This window comes from Pedobacter sp. 01T416_2 (assembly GCF_056398925.1).
Window position 1 is genome coordinate 1 of sequence record NZ_JBFTQI010000960.1, and the last position, 1,997, is coordinate 1,997.

A 1,997-nucleotide genomic window follows, 5' to 3' on the forward strand; every position below is an offset into this window, starting at 1 on the left:
CTAGTGATCCTTGCCATGAAGATTGCTTCGTCGGCTGAAAAAGCCTTCTCGCAATGACGATAATCTGAGGAGATTTAATCTTTTAAATTCACTTCTCATTAATATTGATTTTTATACAATAAATTATGCCTCAGGGTGACATCTTTTTGCGATTTATCCTTACTTAATGACATTGGGGTACAGCTCCCACCCAGGGCTAAATGGCCAAAACCGTATTCATTTTGAGGCTGCAGCTTGTACCTACGCTGTTCGTAAACCTGATGGCAGCGGCAGCCCCGAAGCATGAGGGCTACAGCGAACAGCAGGACTGCAATCTCCGATGAAAAACCACCCTCTCATTTCCAATCAATGAAAAAATTATATCGACTATTTATCGACTAATTTTCTTTTCGGAGCGCAATGCCTGTGCAGGTAATCAAGTTGGTTCCCGCGTTTCGCTTCGAAAAGGTTCATATCATTTAGTTTGTGCTACTATTTATACATTCGTTCGTAATTCTAATTGCCCAGATGAGTACGTATAATAGTTAAACAGAGCCATTTTTAATGGCCCAATCTACCATCGAATCTAACACCTGAAAAAGATCCTGCCCCGATTTTGTGAGGCTATAGGTAACTACGGGAGGAACAACAGCTTGTGCATCCCGATGAACGAGGTCATCATTTTGCAATTGCTTTAAGTGCTGTATAAGCATTTTTTCAGTTATCTGTGGTATCGCACGTTTTAACTCACTATAACGTTTTGGGCCACTCATTAAATGAAAAATAATAATCGGCTTCCAATAACCACCAATTTTTTCCATTACAAATGTAACCGGGCAGCTGGTTAGCGCTACACCTTTATTAAAATTACGGGTCGAACTTTCTTTAACAGCTGTCATAGTTACATACTTTGGGGTAAGTACTTGTATAAAAGTAAGTACAAATATAGCTTTGTATTCAATATTTAAAAACAAAAAAATCATGAAAATAACATTAACAGGATCAATAGGTAATATTACTAAACCCCTTGCCGAAATACTGGTAGCCAAAGGCCATAAAGTAAAAATTATTAGCAGTAACACCGATAGAACCGAAGAAATTAAATCGCTGGGTGCAATACCTTTAATTGGTAGTGTAACCGATACAGGATTTTTAAAGGATGCTTTTACCGGGGCTGATGCCATTTACACCATGGTGCCACCAAATTTTGCGGCACCAAAATTTAGGGCATATATTAAAGGTATCGGCGAAAATTATGCAGCTGCCATAAAAGAGTCGGGCGTTAAAAAAGTAGTGAATTTAAGTAGCGTAGGTGCAGATCTGCCGGATGGAACAGGCCCAATTGCAGGATTACATGATGTAGAAAATATTTTTGCCACATTAAATGGGGTAGATGTAAAACATTTACGTGCTGGTTATTTCTATATCAACTTTTTAGCCAACATCGATATGGTTAAACATGCAAACATATTAGGGTCTAATTTTGGCGCCGATTCGAAACTTGTTTTGGTGCATCCCCGTAACATTGCTGAAGTAGCTGCTGAAGTATTGGAAAGTAATTTTACAGGCAAAACCATACAGTATGTAGCCAGTGATGATGAAAGTACGCCGTCTGATGTTGCAAAAGTATTAGGTACTGCAATCGGTAAACCAGCATTACCATGGATAGAATTTAGCGATGAAGATGCGTTTAACGGAATGGTAGGAGCAGGTTTACCTGAAGAAATAGCCAAAAACTATGTTGAAATGGGCGATGCGATCAGAAGCAATAAACTTTTTGTAGATTATTATAAAAACAGGCCCGTTTTAGGCAACATTAAGCTTAAAGATTTTGCTGCTGAGTTTGCTGCGGCATACCAGAATTAATTGAGTTATAACAGCTGCCTGGATTTAAACCTGGCAGCTGTTATTTTTTATATGGCCACACAGCTTCCGGCAATTACTTTCCATTCCTGATCAAACAATTTCCATACTCTCAAATATCTGAAAATACCTTCGATGGATTGTGAAGTGTATAC

2 protein-coding genes are annotated in these 1,997 nt (G+C 38.6%); one reads left to right on the forward strand and one right to left on the reverse strand.

What is annotated here, in order from left to right:
- Positions 1 to 524: 524 nt before the first annotated feature.
- Positions 525 to 962: a winged helix-turn-helix transcriptional regulator gene (locus tag AC1DPQ_RS26295; protein WP_477579786.1), complete on the reverse strand. Its 438-nt coding sequence runs from the start codon at positions 960 to 962 to the stop codon at positions 525 to 527.
- Between AC1DPQ_RS26295 and AC1DPQ_RS26300 the strand changes: the two genes are divergently transcribed.
- Positions 961 to 1,845 (forward strand): NmrA family NAD(P)-binding protein, encoded by an 885-nt coding sequence (locus AC1DPQ_RS26300; protein ID WP_477611374.1) that lies wholly within the window; start codon positions 961 to 963, stop codon positions 1,843 to 1,845. The genes AC1DPQ_RS26295 and AC1DPQ_RS26300 overlap by 2 nt on opposite strands.
- Positions 1,846 to 1,997: the final 152 nt, after the last annotated feature.

Excerpts from the sequence above, each read along its gene's own strand:
- AC1DPQ_RS26300 (WP_477611374.1), top strand. The coding sequence starts at position 961 with ATGAAAATAACATTAACAGGATCAATAGGTAATATTACTAAACCCCTT.
- AC1DPQ_RS26295 (WP_477579786.1), bottom strand. The coding sequence starts at position 962 with ATGATTTTTTTGTTTTTAAATATTGAATACAAAGCTATATTTGTACTT.